Origin of the sequence: Nocardia sp. CA-151230 (assembly GCF_050942175.1) — a bacterium.
Classification (GTDB): domain Bacteria; phylum Actinomycetota; class Actinomycetes; order Mycobacteriales; family Mycobacteriaceae; genus Nocardia.
On record NZ_CP192061.1, the window covers coordinates 346,166 to 362,796 of the forward strand.

17 protein-coding genes are annotated in these 16,631 nt (G+C 68.0%); 7 read left to right on the forward strand and 10 right to left on the reverse strand.

The genetic code is table 11. From position 1 onward, the window contains the following. The first annotated feature begins 63 nt into the window (after window positions 1–63). A complete protein-coding gene (locus tag ACQP1O_RS01475) occupies window positions 64–669 on the forward strand; it encodes a TetR/AcrR family transcriptional regulator (RefSeq protein WP_433564147.1) in 606 nt (201 codons plus the stop codon). 523 nt (window positions 670–1,192) lie between these two features. On the opposite strand, the gene ACQP1O_RS01480 is transcribed toward ACQP1O_RS01475, so the two are convergent. Then, a complete protein-coding gene (locus tag ACQP1O_RS01480; RefSeq protein WP_433567542.1) occupies window positions 1,193–2,188 on the reverse strand; it encodes a TIGR03617 family F420-dependent LLM class oxidoreductase in 996 nt (331 codons plus the stop codon). 153 nt (window positions 2,189–2,341) lie between these two features. Further along, on the reverse strand, window positions 2,342–3,967 hold the full coding sequence (locus ACQP1O_RS01485; protein ID WP_433564148.1) for a GMC family oxidoreductase: 1,626 nt from the start codon (window positions 3,965–3,967) through the stop codon (window positions 2,342–2,344). A 307-nt stretch (window positions 3,968–4,274) separates the two neighbouring features. Here ACQP1O_RS01485 and ACQP1O_RS01490 point away from each other — a divergent pair, with 307 nt between their 5' ends. Together ACQP1O_RS01490 and ACQP1O_RS01495 are read left to right on the forward strand one after the other, a co-directional pair. Then, the gene (locus ACQP1O_RS01490; protein ID WP_433564149.1) at window positions 4,275–5,507 is read left to right on the forward strand and encodes a cytochrome P450; all 1,233 of its coding nucleotides are present in this window, start codon (window positions 4,275–4,277) and stop codon (window positions 5,505–5,507) included. Between the two features lie 63 nt (window positions 5,508–5,570). Then, a complete protein-coding gene (locus ACQP1O_RS01495; RefSeq protein WP_433567543.1) occupies window positions 5,571–6,035 on the forward strand; it encodes a glutathione peroxidase in 465 nt (154 codons plus the stop codon). A 1-nt stretch (window position 6,036) separates the two neighbouring features. Here the strand turns inward: ACQP1O_RS01495 and ACQP1O_RS01500 are convergent, their stop codons facing one another. Both ACQP1O_RS01500 and ACQP1O_RS01505 read right to left on the reverse strand, forming a co-directional pair. Beyond that, the gene (locus tag ACQP1O_RS01500; RefSeq protein ID WP_433564150.1) at window positions 6,037–6,918 is read right to left on the reverse strand and encodes a cytochrome P450; all 882 of its coding nucleotides are present in this window, start codon (window positions 6,916–6,918) and stop codon (window positions 6,037–6,039) included. 86 nt (window positions 6,919–7,004) lie between these two features. Continuing rightward, entirely contained in the window at window positions 7,005–7,568 is a 564-nt protein-coding gene (locus tag ACQP1O_RS01505) for a TetR/AcrR family transcriptional regulator (protein WP_433567544.1), read from the reverse strand. A 119-nt stretch (window positions 7,569–7,687) separates the two neighbouring features. Here ACQP1O_RS01505 and ACQP1O_RS01510 point away from each other — a divergent pair, with 119 nt between their 5' ends. Then, window positions 7,688–8,131 (forward strand): hypothetical protein, encoded by a 444-nt coding sequence (locus ACQP1O_RS01510; protein WP_433564151.1) that lies wholly within the window; start codon window positions 7,688–7,690, stop codon window positions 8,129–8,131. Between the two features lie 170 nt (window positions 8,132–8,301). Here the strand turns inward: ACQP1O_RS01510 and ACQP1O_RS01515 are convergent, their stop codons facing one another. The 6 genes from ACQP1O_RS01515 to ACQP1O_RS01540 are packed head-to-tail and all read right to left on the reverse strand — an operon-like array spanning window position 8,302 to window position 14,175. Next, window positions 8,302–9,168 carry an LLM class F420-dependent oxidoreductase gene (locus ACQP1O_RS01515; RefSeq protein WP_433564152.1) on the reverse strand — a complete coding sequence of 289 codons (867 nt, stop codon included), beginning with the start codon at window positions 9,166–9,168 and terminating at the stop codon, window positions 8,302–8,304. Between the two features lie 15 nt (window positions 9,169–9,183). Further along, window positions 9,184–10,656, reverse strand: coding sequence for an FAD-dependent oxidoreductase (locus ACQP1O_RS01520; RefSeq protein WP_433564153.1), 1,473 nt, complete (start codon window positions 10,654–10,656; stop codon window positions 9,184–9,186). 30 nt (window positions 10,657–10,686) lie between these two features. Further along, a complete protein-coding gene (locus ACQP1O_RS01525; protein WP_433564154.1) occupies window positions 10,687–11,061 on the reverse strand; it encodes a carboxymuconolactone decarboxylase family protein in 375 nt (124 codons plus the stop codon). Beyond that, a complete protein-coding gene (locus ACQP1O_RS01530; RefSeq protein ID WP_433564155.1) occupies window positions 11,058–11,942 on the reverse strand; it encodes an NAD(P)-dependent oxidoreductase in 885 nt (294 codons plus the stop codon). Before ACQP1O_RS01530 ends, ACQP1O_RS01525 begins: the two co-directional genes overlap by 4 nt. Then, a complete protein-coding gene (locus ACQP1O_RS01535) occupies window positions 11,939–12,691 on the reverse strand; it encodes an SDR family oxidoreductase (RefSeq protein ID WP_433564156.1) in 753 nt (250 codons plus the stop codon). Before ACQP1O_RS01535 ends, ACQP1O_RS01530 begins: the two co-directional genes overlap by 4 nt. An 11-nt stretch (window positions 12,692–12,702) precedes the next feature. After that, on the reverse strand, window positions 12,703–14,175 hold the full coding sequence (locus ACQP1O_RS01540; protein WP_433564157.1) for an aldehyde dehydrogenase: 1,473 nt from the start codon (window positions 14,173–14,175) through the stop codon (window positions 12,703–12,705). A 233-nt stretch (window positions 14,176–14,408) separates the two neighbouring features. Here ACQP1O_RS01540 and ACQP1O_RS01545 point away from each other — a divergent pair, with 233 nt between their 5' ends. The 3 genes from ACQP1O_RS01545 to ACQP1O_RS01555 are packed head-to-tail and all read left to right on the forward strand — an operon-like array spanning window position 14,409 to window position 16,608. Further along, the gene (locus tag ACQP1O_RS01545) at window positions 14,409–15,617 is read left to right on the forward strand and encodes a cytochrome P450 (protein WP_433564158.1); all 1,209 of its coding nucleotides are present in this window, start codon (window positions 14,409–14,411) and stop codon (window positions 15,615–15,617) included. Next, entirely contained in the window at window positions 15,614–16,405 is a 792-nt protein-coding gene (locus tag ACQP1O_RS01550; RefSeq protein ID WP_433564159.1) for an SDR family oxidoreductase, read from the forward strand. The genes ACQP1O_RS01545 and ACQP1O_RS01550 overlap by 4 nt, the downstream gene beginning before the upstream one ends. Then, window positions 16,405–16,608, forward strand: coding sequence for a ferredoxin (locus tag ACQP1O_RS01555; protein ID WP_357000601.1), 204 nt, complete (start codon window positions 16,405–16,407; stop codon window positions 16,606–16,608). The genes ACQP1O_RS01550 and ACQP1O_RS01555 overlap by 1 nt, the downstream gene beginning before the upstream one ends. Window positions 16,609–16,631 lie beyond the last annotated feature (23 nt).

Below are 16,631 nucleotides of genomic sequence, written 5' to 3' on the forward strand. Positions count from 1 at the left end.
CAAATATGGCGAGAATGTAACCTGTTCCAGAAAAAGTTCGCCGACCCGACCGAGGGAGACCACGTGACCGCAGCAGGGACCGCCCGCACGGGCCCCGGCCGTCCACGCGACCCACAGCTGGACGCCCTGGTGCTCACCGCGACCCAGGAACTCCTGGTTCGCGACGGTTACCAGGCCACCACCATCGCGGCCGTGGCCCGCCGCGCCGGAGTCGTCACGACCTCGATCTATCGCCGCTGGCCCGGTAAGCGCGCCCTGGTGGAGGATGCGATCTTCGCCCTGGACACCGAGAATCACCCGGTTCCCAGCGGCGACCTGCGCGCCGACCTACTCGCCTGGACGCGCCTGTTCCTCAATGCCGCCGCGCACCCGGCGGCCCGCTCGGCCATCCCCGGCCTGCTCTCGGAGTATCACGACGATCGGGAGAGCTACCGCCGTCTGCTCGACGGCGGCGAGCGGCCGACGATTCAGGCGCTCCGCGAGCTGCTCATGGCGGCTGCCGAATCGGGTCAGGCGGCCGATGCCTGCGATGTCGAGGCGATCTTCGAATTCCTGCGGGGTGCGACCCTGATGCGCGCGCTCACGCACGGCACCGAGGATGCCGACCACTTCAGCCGCCGCATCGCGGACGCGCTGTACGCGGTCGCGCAAACTCCCACGTCAGAGTAGGCCCCACCAGTAGATCAGGCAGGCCAGCACGAAGACGACCACGGTTTCCATCGGCAATCCCAATCTGCTTGGCGCACTTACCTACATGATGCCGTGTGCCGGGCGGGCAAGGCCACAAATCGGACGAACAAGATCGCTAACCGTTAGCCTGCCACACAAAGAACCCGCCCAGTCCGACACCCCTCGTGGTCGGACTCGGCGGGTTCTGCGCTGGCCTACCACCCCCTTCGCGGTAGGCCATGTCCCCAATTGAGTACCGGTTGGTTGGTTTGCTGTGGCCGACCCGCCACCCCTCGTAGACGGGTCGGCCCCAGCGTTCCCACCCCCGGATGGTGGCTCGTTGGGTCCGCCGGTGTGTTCCGGCGTTGACACAAACGATGCCGAGCCGCGCTTGGCACGGCCTTAACAAGATCTTGTAATTGCGAAAATGCCTGCTAGCAGGTAGTTTTCGCGGAACTACCCGACGATGAGCGCCGCCGCGATGGTCTTGGGCGGCTCCGCGGCAGGCACCCGATGTGGAACTTCAGGAGTGCAGCGCGGTCACCAGGTCGGCGATGGCGGCATCGGTGACCGGGTAGCCCGGGAAGTAGCAGCAAACGCGGGCGGCGCTGTCGCCGAAGCGGATACGGATCAGCTCCGCGCATTCGGCCGGTGTGCCGCTGACGGTGAGCGCGTCCACCATCGGGTCCTCGATCAGCCCGGCCATCTCCCGCCACCGCCCCTGCTTCGAGAGCAAATTCAGCTCGGGTTGCAGCTCCGCCCAGCCCTCCACCTCCAGGACCGGACGGTAGGCGGGCGTGGAACCGTAGAACGCCAGCAGGTTTCGCACCGACCGGCGCGCCTCGAGCAGTTCTCGCTCCGAATCGCCCATGGCCACAATGGCTTCCACGATGATCTCGAAGGGCCTGGTCGAGTCCCCGAGCCCCTGCGCGACCGCGGCGAGGGTCCGCTCCCGGAAGTGGCGCTCGGTATTGAACGGCATCACCAGCAGTCCGTCGGCCACCTCCGCCGCCATGGTGGTCATCCGCGGCCCCAGTGCGCCGACCAGAACCGGCGGCGCCCCATGGGGATTCGGCCCCGGATCGAACTGCGGGGTCATGAGCGTGTGCTGCCAGAACCGGCCGCGGTAGTCCAGCCGCTCGCCGTCCTGCCAGGCCCGCAGGATCGCCTGCACCGCCAGCACGGTGTCGCGCATTCGCTCCACCGGCTCCGACCAGGTGCTGCCGTAGCGTCGCTCGATATGGGTCCGGATCTGACTGCCGAGCCCGAGCCGGAACCGCCCGCCCGACAAAGACTGCAGATCCCACGCGGTGTGCGCCAGGTGCATCGGGCTGCGCGGGAAGGCCATCGCCACATTGGTCATGATGTCGACGCCGGACGTGGCGGCCAGTGTCAAGGGCAGGAAAACGTCGTGCGCGCCCTCGAAGGTGAACACCCCGTCCACCCCGAGCTCGCGCAATCGTGCTGCGCGGGAAGCCGATTCGGCGAGTGGCGCGTTCAGCCAGATATCGACGGGCAGGGACACCGTGACTCCTCCTGATACGAGAACACAACAGCCCCGGGCCGAGAGGTAGTAGGCCCGGGGCTGTTTCGGGTCAGCGGTGGTCGTGATCCGCCGACCCGCGCGGGGGAGCTACCAGGGAAGTAGCAGCACTCCTCCGCGGGTTTGTGGTCAGCCGATGAATTCGGCCGCCTTCTCGCCGATCATGTAGCTCGGCGCGTTGGTGTTGCCGCCGGTGATGCTCGGCATGATCGAGGCGTCGGCCACGCGCAGGCCCTCGATACCGTGCACCTTCAGCGTCGGGTCGACCACCGCGCGCTCGTCCACACCCATGCGGCAGGTGCCGACCGGGTGGTAGATGGAGTGCACGCGGTTGGGCAGCTCGCGGCGCAGCGCCGTCTCGTCCGCCCACTTCTGGCCCGGGAAGAAGTTCTCGGTGATGTCGCCCGCGATGCTCTTGTGCGACATGACCTCCCGGATCATCTTGATGCCCTCGATCAGGAACTCGGTGTCCCACGGGTCGGTCAGGTAGCCCGGGTCGATGAGCGGCGAGGCGAACGGGTCGGCGGAGGCCAGCTTCAGTTCGCCGCGGCTCTTCGGGTAGATGAGGCTGGGCATGACGGTGAGCGCCGGGCGGCGGTCCACCAGGTGCAGCTTGTCGGCGTCCTGGTTGGGCGTCGGGTAGCTCCACGGCAGGGTGTGGATCTGCATGTCCGGGTGGTCGCCCTCGGCGAACTTGGTCTTGACGAAGCCGGCGGCCTCGAAGACCGTGCGGCCCATGAAGGAGCTGCCCGGGTTGCGCATCTCCTTGAGGATGCCGCGCGCGAAGTAGGTGGGGATGCCGCGGTGGATGGCCTTCTTGGACACGAAGGTCATCGGCACGAACAGGTGGTCGTGCAGGTTCTGGCCGACGGGCAGGTCGGCGACCACGTCGATGCCGAGGTCGCGCAGGTGCCCGGCCGGGCCGATGCCCGAGAGCATGAGCAGCTGCGGCGATCCGATGACACCGCCGGAGACGATGACTTCCTTGGCGGCGCGCACGATGCGGCGCGAGCCGTTCTTCTCGGCGATCTCGACGCCGGTGGCGCGGCCGTTCTCGATCACCACGCGGGTGGCCTGCACGTGGGTGAGCACGGTCAGGTTCGAGTTCGGCATGTTGGTGATGAAGCCGCGCGAAGAGCTGTAGCGCACACCGTCTTTCACGCTCTGCTGGAAGACCGAGATGCCTTCCTGCGACGCGCCGTTGTAGTCCTTGATGATCGGCGCGCCGAGGGTCTCGGACGCGGCGGTCATGAACTCTTCGGAGATCGGGGTGAGCTCGCGGGGGCGGGTGACCTCGATCGGGCCGCCGGTGGCGCGGTAGTCGTCCGCGCCGTCGACCCAGTTCTCGAGGCGCTTGTAGGCGGGCAGGACCTCGTCGTAGCTCCACCCGGTGTTGCCCTCGGCGGCCCAGGAGTCGAAGTTGGCGCGGTTGCCGCGCACGTAGAGCATGCCGTTGATGGAGCTGGAGCCGCCCAGCACCTTGCCGCGGGTCATCGGGATCAGTCGGTCGTTGGCGTGCTTCTGCGGGACCGAATACTGCTTCCACGCCACCAGCTTCTTCAGCTGTGGAACCGTGTGGACCATCGAGATCATGCCGGGGCGGGTGACCAGCTGGGTGTTGTCCTTGCGCCCGGCCTCCAACAGGATCACGCTCGCGCCGCGCTGAGCGAGCCGTCCGGCCAATACTGCACCGGCGCTGCCCGCGCCAACGACGACGTAATCGGCTTCGGACGTGGAGCCCGGGGAAGCGGTCATATCAGTTACCTCATCTTCGAGTGTGCCTGGCATCACTGTAGAACAAGTTCTAGTCTGCCGACACAGTGGACATGATGTCCAGTCACAAGATCGACTTCAGGGTGGGTCGGGCGATCTCGCCGGCCCGGCGAGTCCTCGTTGAACATGTTGCAGATCCACTGTTGCGGGGTGGCTGCCCCGCAGGGTGTGCGGGAACCAGGGGATCGGAGGCCGGAAACGCTGCCCAGCCGCAGGTCGGCGTGGTTAAATTTCTGTGAAACACGTTCCAATTTCGTGATCATAGCGGCACCTTGCCCGAGGAGGAACAGTGTCTGTTCCGTCATTACCGGCCGGATTCGATTTCACCGATCCCGCGCTCTGGGCCGACCACAGCCCCGCCGATGAGTTCGCACTGCTGCGCCGCACCGCGCCGGTCTGGTGGAATGCCCAGACTCCCGAGCAGGCCGCACCCATGGACGACGACGGTTACTGGGTGATCACCCGTCATGAGGACGTCAAGGAGATCTCCCGCAGACCGGAACTCTGGTCCTCGAATCGCAAGGGCTCCATCATCAAAATGCCCGCCGATGCCGAACCCGAACAGCTCGAACTCGGGCGCGAGGCACTGCTGGTGAATATGGATCCGCCCAAGCACACCAAGATCCGGCGCATCGTCTCCAAGGGATTCACCCCGCGCGCCATCGAGGGATTGCGGGCCGCGCTCACCGAACGCGCGGCAAAGATCGTGCGGGAGGCGAAGGCGAGCGGCGGCGGCGATTTCGTCCAGCAGGTGGCGTGCGAACTGCCGCTGCAGGCCATAGCGGAACTGCTCGGCGTGCCGCAGGACGACCGCCACAAGCTGTTCACCTGGTCCAATCAGCTGCTCAACTACGACGATCCGGAATACGCGGGCAGCAATATGACCGCCAATGCCGAACTGCTCGGATACGCGTATGTCATGGCCGAACAACGCCGGGCCCACCCGGTCGGCGACATCGTCTCCCAGCTGGTCACCGCCGATGTGGACGGGGAGGCCCTGGGCTCGGACGAGTTCGGGTTCTTCGTCATCCTGTTGTCGGTGGCGGGCAACGAAACCACCCGCAATGCCATCGCGCACGGCATGAAAGCCTTTGTGGATCACCCCGATCAGTGGGAGCTGTACAAGCAGCGCCGGCCGCGCACCGCAGCCGATGAAATCGTGCGCTGGGCGACCCCGGTCTCGGCATTCCAGCGAACCGCGATGCACGACACCGAAATCGGCGGGCAGAAAGTCCTGGAGGGGCAGCGGGTGGGGCTGTTCTACAGCTCCGCCAACTTCGATGAGGAGGTCTTCGAGCGCCCCTTCGAATTCGATGTCGAGCGTGATCCCAATCCGCACGTCGGCTTCGGCGGGACCGGGAACCACTTCTGCGTGGGCGCGAATCTGGCGCGGCTGGAGATCGATCTGATGTTCAATGCCATCGCCGACGCCATGCCGGAGATCACCGAGGTCGCGCCTCCGCAGCGGCTGCGGTCGGGCTGGATCAACGGGATCAAACACTGGCAGGTGCGTTACTCCTGAACCGGTGACCTTCACGAACCCGTTCTAGTATTCGTGTTTGTGACGAATCTTCGCGAAATTCCGCTGCGCACGCTCACCGACAAGCCCACCACGCTGGCCGAACTGGCCGGCGACAAGGTCGTGCTGCTGGTCAATGTCGCCTCCAAGTGCGGGCTCACCCCGCAGTACACGGGCCTGGTCGAACTGCAGCAGACCTACGGGCCGCAGGGCTTCACCGTGGTCGGTGTGCCCTGCAACCAGTTCATGGGCCAGGAGCCCGGCACCGCCGAGGAGATCGCGGAATTCTGTTCCGCCACTTACGGAGTGGACTTCCCGCTGCTGGAGAAGAGCGAGGTCAACGGCGAGGGCCGGATTCCGCTGTACCAGGAGCTGACTCAGATCGCGGACGCCGCCGGTGAGGCCGGGGACATCCAGTGGAACTTCGAGAAGTTCCTGATCGGGCGCGATGGCGCGGTGCTGGGGCGGTTCCGTCCGCGCACCGAGCCGAAGGATCCGGCCGTGGTCTCCGCCCTCGAGGGTGCGCTGTAACTCAGCTTTCCGACGGCCGCGCGCGGCGGCGGTACCGCACCGCGCACGGCTGTTGCAGCTGCACCACCATCTCGGAATGGTCGTTGCGGTAGCTGTCCGATGGCTGCGCGAGCTCGAATTCCCAGTCCCGCAACAGGATCGAGAAGATTACCTCGAGCTGCATGAGCGCGAAGGCTTCGTCCGCGCCCGGAATTCGTTCGGAGACAGCGGGTCTCGTGGCCGCCGGGGCACCTGGATCGATGATGAGCGGTGGGTGCAGGCGCAGGACTTCCTCGAGGACCGCTTCCAGATGCGGAATCTGCCGCAGCACGGGGGAACTCGCGTCCGCGCCGTCGGCATAGAGGCTGTCCAATTCGGCGACGACCTGCGCCAGCGCCTGCGGATTCCGCAGTAATTCGATGATCGTCCAGGCCGCCGTTTCCGACGTGGCGTGGTGCCCGGCGAACATCATCGAGATGAAGATTCCCGTGACCTCGCCGGGTGAGAAGCGTGGATGGCCCTGCTCGTCCGGGTCCGACACCAGCTCGTCGAGCAGGTCCCGCTCATCCTCGCCGGTCGGTGGATTCGCCATCCGCCCGGCCATGATGTGGCGCATCAGCTTCATCAGCTGGTGGCGGGCCTCGTCGCGGCGGCGGTCATGGAAGAGGCGCGCGAAGCGACCGTCGAGTTCCTCGCGGAACCTGGGACCGACCAGGCACGCCGAGGACGTGTACATGGTGAGTTCGGCGAAGAAGTCGAGCAGATCGATCTCGCCCGCGTCACCCCAGCCGGCCAGCATGCCGTCCACCTCGCGGGCGATAGTGGTGGCGTGGCCGCGCATCTCCTCGAGGCGGGCGTGCTCGTCCTCGCCATCGGATACCGCGCGCGGTTTGCCCAGGGTCATCCGCGACCTCCCGGATAGGCACCTGTCCAGACGGTACAACGGGAGCTATTGCCCGGCAAGAGAGTGCTGTTGCCCGGCAAGCATTCTCAACTGCGCAGTACGCGCAGCGCGAACTTCTCCATCCGATCGGCGATCTCGGCGTAGGAGACGTAGCCCATGCCGGCGCGCACCAGTGCGCCCGCGTAGATCATCTCGAGGGTTTCCACGAGCTCGGGATCGGCGTCCGCGCCCAGCGCGTCGAGCAGCCGCCGCCGGATCTCGCCGCCGATCCGCAGCCGCAGGTGGGCCACATCCGGATCGGTCCCCAGCAGCGCGGCCGTCACCGCGCCCGCGAGGGTCGGCTCGTCGGCCAGCAGCAGCGCGATCTGCCGCAGTACCGCCAGCACCCGCGCGGTCGAATCGGAGCCCTCCGCGGCGGGCGGCTCGGTGGCGGCCAGCCGGCGCCAGAACATCTCCGCGACCAGGTGTTCCTTCGACGAGAAATACGTGTACGCGGTGGCCGTGCCCACCCCGGCCTGCGCCGCCACCATGCGTACGGTGAGCCCGGAGAACCCCTCCCGCGACAGCACATCCATGGCCGCCCGGGTCAGACGGTCCACGGTATCGGCCTGCTTCTCGGTGAGCCGCCGGCGAGTGGCCTCCATGCTCACCGCAGGGCGGGCGGAAAGGGGATCAGACACGTGTCCGGATGCTACTATGACCGGGCCCGCCGAGCAACTCGCGGTATGCGCGAACCGTATGAATGAGCGCGCATCGGAAAGGCTTTCGAATGAACCGCATCGCGCTCCGTGTCACCGCGCGCGAAATGCCGGCACTGATCGCGCAAATCAACGGAACGTGGCCGGTCGATGAGGCTCGCGCATTGTCCGACGCCGCACGCGCATATGCGGCCAAGGGCGCCGTGCTGGAAGTCGCCGCTCGCGCCGGCGAGGCTGCGCCGGGCAATCCCGGCGAGGCCGCGCCGGGTGATTACGGCAGCGAGGTTCGCGGGTGGCGTACGCCGCTGCGTCTGCTCCTGATCGACGAGCCGGGCTCCGATGCCGCCGCGGAGCTCGCCTACGACGACTGGGCGCATTGGATCGCCGGTGGCGGGCTGCTCGCGCTCCGCGACGCCGATGCCCTCTATCGCCGAGTCGCGGCCGGAGGGAAGTTCCGTGAGCTCGCCGGGGTCGGAGCGCTGCGAATCCTGCAACGGATCGCCGCCTGCAACTAGACGGCGCGCGGCGCGAATCTCGGGGTTTGCCAGAGATTTTCAAGAGTCGCGGATCGGCGTATGCGGAAATGCTGAGCCGTGCGTCCCTCTTCCGCGCAGACCGACCTCCACGCCTGCGGCTTGTTGTGGGCGGGGAGGTCGGTGTTGCTCCGGGCTGCGAACCGGACGGGTCAGGCGGTGGGGGTGGTCAGGCCCAGTGGGGCGAGTTTGGCTGCCAGGCGGTCGAGGTAGGCGAGGACGTCGGGTTCGGGCTTGTCGGGGAGGCCGTAGAGGACGTCGGTGACGCCGGCTTCGGCCCAGGCCGTGAGCTTTTCGGGGTCGGGCTTGTAGGCGAGGGCCACGACGCGGGGGGTGCCTTCGCGGCCTGCTTCCTGCCAGTGCTTCATCAGCAGGGTGGTGGAGGCGGAGACGTCGGATTCGTAGGGGGTGGTGATCCAGCCGTCGCCGGAGCGGGCGATCCACTTGAAGGTCTTCTCGGTGCCGCCGGCGCCGATGAGGACGGGGATGTGCGATTGGATCGGCTTGGGCCAGGCCCAGCTGGGGCCGAAGGAGACGAAATCGCCTGAGTAGGAGGCTTCGTCCTCGGTCCAGAGGGCGCGCATGGCTTCGATGTATTCGCGCAACACGGTGCGGCGCTTGTTGCCGGGTACGCCGTGGTCGGTGAGTTCATCGGTGTTCCAGCCGAATCCGGCGCCGAGGGTGACGCGGCCGCCGGAGAGGTGGTCCAGGGTGGCGATCGTCTTGGCGAGGGTGATGGGGTCACTCTCGGTGGGCAGGGCTACCGCGGTGGACAATTCGATGCGGGAGGTGACCGCGGCGGCCGTGCCGAGCGCCACCCACGGGTCGAGGGTGCGCATGTAGCGGTCGTCGGGGAGTTCGGAGGTGCCCGTCTGGGGGTGGGCCGCGTCGCGTTTGACGGGGATGTGGGTGTGCTCGGGGACGAAGAAGGAGTCGAAGCCTCGATCTTCGGCGGCCTTGGCGGCGGCCGCGGGCGTGATGCCGCGGTCGCTGGTGAACAGGACGATGCCGAATCGCATGGGGGACGGCTCCTTTCAGAGCTGCTTGGCGGCGGAGACGCCGGCGCGGCGGCCGTAGAAGCTGCCGTCGCCGAGGGAACAACCCGAGGCGTAGCCGCCTGCACAGATGCCGGAGGTGACGCGGCCCGCGGCGTACAGGCCGGGGATGGGTTCGCCGGAGACGTGGAGAACTCGGGAGTCCAGGTCGGTGCGCAGGCCGCCCAGCGTGAAGCCGCCGGTGTAGCCGCGCAGGTCGTAGGCGCCGAGCGGGGTGCGAATGGGCTTGACCCACTCGGTCTTCTTGTGCAGCAACGGATCCTCGCCCTGCGCCGCGTGGTGGTTGTAGAGGTCGACGGTGGCCTGCAGGGTGTGCTCCGGCAGCCCCATCTCGCTCTCCAACTCGGCGACCGTCTCGGCCACCCAGGTCGGTGCGGTGCGCAGGAACGACAGCGAGGACTTGCTCTCCATCGCCTCCTCCAGCGCGAGTTCGTCGATCACCAGGTACGCCTGATTGCCCTGCTCCTGCAGCACGGCCTGACCCATGCGCCCGGCGTAGGTGTCCTCGGTGATGAAGCGCTGCCCGCGCCCGTTCACCAGGATGCCGCGCGCCACCACCTGCGGATCCACCACCAGCGCCACCTCGGTGGCGTCCATGTGCGCGAGATCCGCGCCCAGCGCCTGGGCGACCCGGATGCCGATGCCGTCGTGCTCCTCGACGGTGGCGGTGGGCCGGCCGGAGATCTTGGGCGCGTAGCGCTGCACCATTTCATGGTTGTAGGCGAAGCTGCCGGTGGCCAGCACCACGCCGCGCTCGGCGCGCACGTGCACCGGCTTGCCGTAGCGGGTGGCGGCCACGCCCACCACGCGCCCGGTCTCGTCGACGATGAGCCGGCGCAGGCGCACGTCGTATTCGTGCCGCACCCCGAGCTCGTCGGCCTTGTGGGCGAGGGGCTCCATGAGCATGTAGCCGCCGCCCTTCTCGCCCAGTTTCTTGTCCTTGGTCCAGGCCAGGTGACCGCGCGGCGCGGGCGGGATCGAGTCCTTGAACGGCGCGGCGTTCTCGCCGCCGGAGTACATCAGGCCCTGGTCGCCGGGCGGCTCGTAGCCGGGCTCGCCCCAGAATTCCTCCTTGAACGGAACGCCCTGGGCGACAAGCCAATCGAAGTGCTCGATACTGCCCTGGCAGTAGTCGTGGATCTTGGCCTTGTCGACGCCCGGGCCCAGGGCCGCAGTGAGGAATGCCTCCATGTTCTCGGTGGTGTCCTCGAAGCCCAGCTTCTGCTGCAGCGCGGTACCGCCGCCGAGATAGATGAAGCCGCCGGACATGGCGGCCGCACCGCCCCAGCCCCCGGTGCGTTCCAGTACCAGGACGTCGGCCCCCGAGCGGGCGGCCTCGATGGCCGCGCACACCCCGGCGATGCCGAAGCCGACGACCACGACGTCGGCCTGGTGATCCCAGGTCTCGACCTCGTCGGCCAGAAGCGGTCGGACGCTTGCGGTTTCCGCCATTGTCTCTGTATTCCTCACTGCGGGTCGGGATTACTTCTTCTTGTCCTTGGCGAGCGTCTTGCGAATGACGCCGTCCAGCTTGGTGGCCGCGGGCCAGCCCACGTAGTGGGCCAGGAACACCGCGATCTCACGGAGCTGATCGGCGTCGAACTCGCCGTTGCGCAGGGCCGCGCCCACCTGGATCTCGGCGATCTCCGCATGGCCCTGCGCGACGATCACGCCGAGCAGCAGCAGCCGCCGGTCGCGCATGGTCAGGCCGGGCCGATTCCAGATATCGGCGAAGAGGTGGTCGACGGTGACCTCGAAGAACGGGTCATCGGTCAGGTTCGGCAGATCGAACCCGTACACCTCGGACATCTTCTTCAGGCCGGCCTGCCGCTGTTCGGACGGACTCTGGTCACTCATGCCTGCTCCTTCGCGATCGTTCCGGGCCCCACACCGAGCCCGTCACCCAGGTCGTGCAATGCGCGTCGCGCCAGCGGCAGTTCGACATCCAGCCGCCCGGCCAGGTCCAGCGCCAGCGCCAGATCCTTCTCGCCGAGGTCGCGGACGTGGCCGAGAATCGGGAACCAGAAGTCGTCCGCGGCGACCGGCGCGGTGGTCCTGCGCAGCATGATCGCGCCGGGACCGCCGGTCTGCGAGTCGGAATGCCGGACCACCTTGCCGAGCGAGGCGATGTCCAGCCCGCCCGCCTCGGCCAGTCGCTGTGCCTCCGACGCGGCGGTGAAGGCGACGAAGTGCAGCAGGTTGCGCGCCAGCTTCATCCGTGTGCCCGTACCGACCTCGCCCGCGTGGATGACCAGGGATCCGAAGCGCCCGAACGGTTCCCGCACCAGCTCGAAGGCGGCGGCACTGCCGCCGACCATGACGGCGAGGGCCCCGCGCTGCGCGGCCGGCGCGCCGCCGCTGATCGGCGCGTCCACGAATTCCACACCGTGCGCGGCGCATTCGGCGCCGAGTTCGACGGCGGTGCGGTCGGAGATGGTGGAGTGCACGGCGATCACAGTGCCCGGCTTCGCGGTCTGCAGCAGCCCGTCGGGGCCGGTCACGACCGACCGCACCTGGTCGTCGTCGAGGACCACCACGGAGATGACGGCGCAGTGCCGTCCCACCTCGGCGGCCGTGGCCGCGGCGGTCGCACCCGCGTCGGTGAACGGCTGCAGCGCGTCCGGCCGCATATCGCACACCATCAGCCCGCCCGGCCAGTCGACCAGGCGCTGCGCCATCGGCGCGCCCATATTGCCGAGTCCGATGAACCCGACCGAGATTTCCTGGGTCTCACTCATGGCCGGAAGACCTGCCCCCCATCGACATTGAGCACCTGCCCGGTCACCCACTCGGCGTCGTCGGACAGCAGGTACAGGCACGCCCCGACCATGTCCTCGGTGGTGCCGAGCCGCTTGAGCGCCATCTGCTTCACCAGCTGATCCACGAACTGGTCCGGCACGATGCTGCGGGTGGCCTCGGTGTCGGTGGGGCCGGGCGCGATCGCGTTCACGCGGATCTTGGAGTGCCCCAGCTCGTGTGCCAGCTGCTGGGTGAGGCTGTTGATGCCCGCCTTGGCCAGCCCGTAGAACCCGGAGTAGGTCCAGGCCGCGGTCGACGACTGATTGACGATCGACCCACCGCCCTCGGCCGCGATGTGCTTGTACACCGCCCGCGTCATGTTCAGTGCCCCATCGAGATTCACGGACATGAACTTCTTGTAGTACTCCCACGGCACGGAGACCAGGAGGTCGAGCTTCATGTCGCCGTAGATGGCGGCATTGTTGACCAGGTGATCGATGCCGCCGAACTCGGCGACGGTGAAGTCGGCGACGGCCTTGGCGGACACCGGGTCGGCCACGTCGACCTGCGCGAAGAGCGCGACGCCGCCGGCGGCGGTGATCTCCTTGGCGACGGTCTCGCCCAGTTCGCTGTTGAGGTCGGCGACAACCACTTTCGCGCCCTCGGCGGCCAGTGCCCGCGCGTAGGCGGCGCCGATGCCGCGCGCGGCGCCGGTGACGATGATCGACCTGTCGGTGAATCGGTTCATGTCAGTTCTCCTCAGACGCCGGTCGCGATGAGTTTGGTCTCGGTGTATTCCTCGAAGCCGAGGACGCCCATTTCCCGGCCGATGCCGGACTGCTTGTAGCCGCCGAAGGGCGCGTCGGCCGAATACCAGATACCGCCGTTCACGCTGAGCGTCCCGGTGCGCACGCCCTCCACGACCGCGCGCAGCCGCTCGGGATCGCGTCCCCAGACCGAGCCGGACAGGCCGTAGGGGGAGTCGTTGGCGATGCGGACGGCATCCGCGTCACCGTCGTGCGGGATGACGGTGAGAACGGGCCCGAAGATCTCCTCCTGGGCGACGGTGGAACTGTTGGGCAGCCCAGTGACCAGCGTCGGCTCGATGAACCAGCCGCCGGCGCGCTCGGGGCGTCCGCCGCCGGTGACGATGGTGCCGCCCTCGGCGCGCGCGATCTCGAGATAGCGTTCGACGCGCGCCAGCTGCCGCTCGGAAATGACGGGGCCGCAGACGGTTCCGGGTTTCGACGGATCCCCGGGCTCGATCCCGGCCAGGGTGCGCGCGGCCGCTTCGACCGCCTGATCGTGCAGCTCGCGCGGCACCAGCAGGCGGGTGCTGATCGCACAGCCCTGCCCGGCGTGCACGCACACCCCGAACGCCGCGTAGGCCGCCGCCGCCGCGATGTCCGCGTCGTCCAGCACGATGAACGCCGATTTCCCGCCGAGCTCCAGGAACACCTTCTTCAAAGACGTTGCCGCAGCGGCCATGACGGCCCGGCCGGTCTGCGTCGACCCGGTGAACGAGATCATGTCCACCCGCGGATCGGTGACCAGCTGGGCGCCCAGACCGTGGTCGTCGGAGGTGACGATATTGACCACCCCGGCCGGAATATCGGTCTCCTCGGCGATGATCCGGCCCACGGCCGCCGCGCACCACGGCGTATCGGGCGCGGGCTTGAGCACCACCGTGGTTCCCGCCGCGAGCGCCGGGCCCAGCTTGGCGAAGTTGATCTGGTGCGGGAAATTCCAGGGGGTGATCGCCCCGACGACGCCGATGGGTTCGCGGCGCACCCGCCGCGCACTCTTGATTCCCATGGGTGAGGCGATGCCGAGATCTGTTTCCCACGCATAGTTCTCGGCGAGGTCGGCGAAGTACCCGAGATCGCCGACGGGGCCCTCCAGCTGCGGCCCGCTGGTCAGCATGCGGGGTGCGCCGGCCTCGGCGATGGTGATCTCGCGCAGTTCCTCGAGGTGCCCGCGCAGCGCGTCCCGCAGCTGCCGCAGGCAGGTCGCGCGAAAACCCGGATCGCGCGACCAGTCGGTGGTGTCGAAGGCGGTACGGGCGGCGGCGACGGCCGCGTCCATATCGGCGGCGTCGGCATTGGCGGCGTAGCCGAGGGTTTTCCCGGTGGCGGGATTGGCGGTGATGAACACACCGCCGCCGCCGGGCGTCAGCTTGCCGCCGATCAGCAGGTGCGAACCGCCGTCGGGGACGAGATCGCTCGGGCTCATAGGTAGCTCCCATGCTGTCCGGACACGTGTACGGACTATAGGTTCGTGGCTCGGATACGCGCAAGAACCTGTTTCAGTTTGCGCGGACTTTGCCGATTCTGTTCGCGGGATTCCGTTGTCAGGCGACCCCGTCGCTAGTACCGTACAGACACATGTCCAGCTACGTGTCTCCGTTGCTGGAAAACGTTCATCGGAGCCGATGAACGCGTTATCGAAGACGAGGTGCAGACACCATGACCGCAGCCTCCCTAGAGCCGCTGCTGTTCGACCCCTACGACTACCGCATCCACGAGGACCCCTACCCCGTGTACCAGCGGTTGCGCACCGAGGCGCCGGTGTACCACCACCCCGACCTGGACTTCTGGGCACTATCCCGGCACGCCGACGTGACCGCCGGCTTCCGCGACAACATCCGGCTCTCCAGCGCCAACGGCGTCTCCCTGGACCCCGCCGCCTGGGGTCCGCACGCCTGGCGGACCATGTCCTTCCTGGCCATGGACGATCCGCGGCACCTGCGCCTGCGCAAGCTGGTCTACCAGGGCTTCACGCCGCGCCGGGTCACCGAGATGAGCGATCGCATCCGCGACATCACCCGGCGCTACCTCGAACCCGCGCTGGCCGGAGGCGATTTCGACTGGATCGACGCGGTGGCGGGACAGGTCCCGATGGACGTCATCTCCGAACTGCTCGGCGTCCCCGAATCCGATCGCACCGAACTGCGCAGGCTCGCGGACCTGCTGGTGCATCGCGAGGAGGGTGTGCTGGATGTGCCGGTCGCGGCCATGGAGGCCGCTCTGCAGCTGGCGGGCTACTACAACGAGATGCTGGTGGCCCGGAAGCGGCAGCGTACCGACGATCTGACCTCGGCCCTGCTCGACGTCGAGGCCGACGGGGACCGGCTCACCGACGAGGAGATCCTCGGATTCATGTTCCTCATGGTGGTCGCCGGGAACGAGACCACCACGAAACTGCTGGGCAATGCGCTGTATTGGGCGGGTCGCAATCCCGGCGAGTATGCCAAGGTCGCCACCCATCCGGAACTCGTGGCGGACTGGGTGGACGAGACGCTTCGCTACGACGCGTCGAGCCAGATTCTGGCCCGCACCGCCGCCGAGGACCTCGAGTACTACGGGCAGACGATTCCGCGGGGCTCGAAAGTGCTGCTGCTGGTCGGTTCCGCCAATCGCGACGCTGCCGTCTTCCATGAGCCGGACTGTTACGACATCGAACGCGCCGACAAGGGCGGGCTGATCAGCTTCGGCCGCGGCGTGCACTTCTGCCTGGGTGCGCACCTGGCCCGGCTGGAGGCCTCGATCGTGCTGGGGGAGTTCGCGGCTCGCGTGCCCGCCTTCGGCATCGGTGAATCCGGTTGCCGGCGCGTGCATTCGGTGAATGTACGCGGTTTCGCCCACCTGCCCGTCTCCGTGGAGGTCTGCCGATGACCCGTTTCCCCGCACATCCCGACCGCCGTCCCGCCATTGTCGCGGGCGCGTCCTCCGGCATCGGCGCCGCGACGGCGGAAGCCCTTGCCGCCCTGGGGCATCCGGTTGCGCTCGGCGCGCGCCGGGTGGAGATCTGCGAGACCCTCGCCGAGAAGATCCGCGCGTCCGGCGGTGAGGCGTTCGCCGGACGGCTGGACGTTTCCGACACCGACTCGGTGCACGAATTCGTGACCGCAGCGGAGGAAGCGCTGGGCCCCACCGAGATCCTGGTCTCCGGCGCGGGCGACCTCGAATTCGGGCAGGCCTGGGAAATGGATCCCGACGTCTTCGAATCCCAGGTCCGCGTGCATCTGGTCGGCGCGCAGCGCCTCGCGCACCGGGTGCTGCCGGGCATGGTCGAACGGCAGCGCGGCGACTTCGTCGTCATCGGCTCCGACTGCGCGGTTCGGGTGCGTCCCGGCGCGGGCGCGTACAACGCGGCCAAGACCGGGGTGGAGGCCTTCGCCACCCAGTTGCGCATGGAGCTGGAGGGCACCGGGGTGCGCTCGTCCATCGTCCGCCCGGGTCAGACCCTCACCAGCATGGGCATGCAGGCCACCCCGGAAGTCGTCGGCCCGCTGCTGGAGAACTGGGTGAAATGGGGCTTCGCCCGGCACCCGCAGTTCCTGCGGCCCGCCGATCTCGCGGCGGCCGTGACCGCGGTCGTCTCCACCCCTCGCGGCGCGCACCTGGTGCTGGTGGAGGTGCAGCCGGAAGCGCCGATCCAGGACAGGAAGGACGCCTCGTGATGCGACTGATCGTCGATCTCGATCTCTGCCAGGGCCACGCCGTCTGCCAGGACGAGGCCCCCGAACTCTTCCACGTGCCCAAACAGGGCCAGGTCCAGATCCTGCGCCCCGATCCAGGCGCCGACCTGGAGGCGGCCCGCGCCGCCGTCCGCTACTGCCCGACCCAGGCGCTGTCGCTGGTCGACGACAGCGCCACCGAATAGCGCAACCGAACAGAAGGAGGCCG